Raw genomic sequence first — 250 nt, forward strand, 5'->3', positions numbered from 1 at the left:
CGCGCCGCAGGCCTCGTTCCTGACCAAGACGCTGGAACGCGCGAGCGGCCGGGCCATGACCATCGTCAGCCGCGGCGGGTTGGAGCAGTTGGGCGAATCCCAATACGGCTTGACGCCGGTCGGCACCGGGCCGTTCCGGGTCGCCTCCCATACCCTCGGCCAGTCGATCGTGCTGGAGCGGTTCGAAAACTATTACGATCCGGAGCGCCCCAAACTCGACAAGATCACTATCACGCCGATCATCGATGCG

General features: G+C 65.2%; 1 protein-coding gene. It reads left to right on the plus strand.

Annotated elements, in window-relative coordinates; genetic code table 11:
• Positions 1-250: ABC transporter substrate-binding protein (locus L9G74_RS21465; protein WP_238898853.1), on the plus strand; the 250-nt coding region annotated here is incomplete at both ends.

The sequence above is a fragment of the Shewanella electrica genome, assembly GCF_022321485.1.
In the GTDB taxonomy this organism is placed as follows: domain Bacteria; phylum Pseudomonadota; class Gammaproteobacteria; order Enterobacterales; family Shewanellaceae; genus Shewanella; species Shewanella electrica.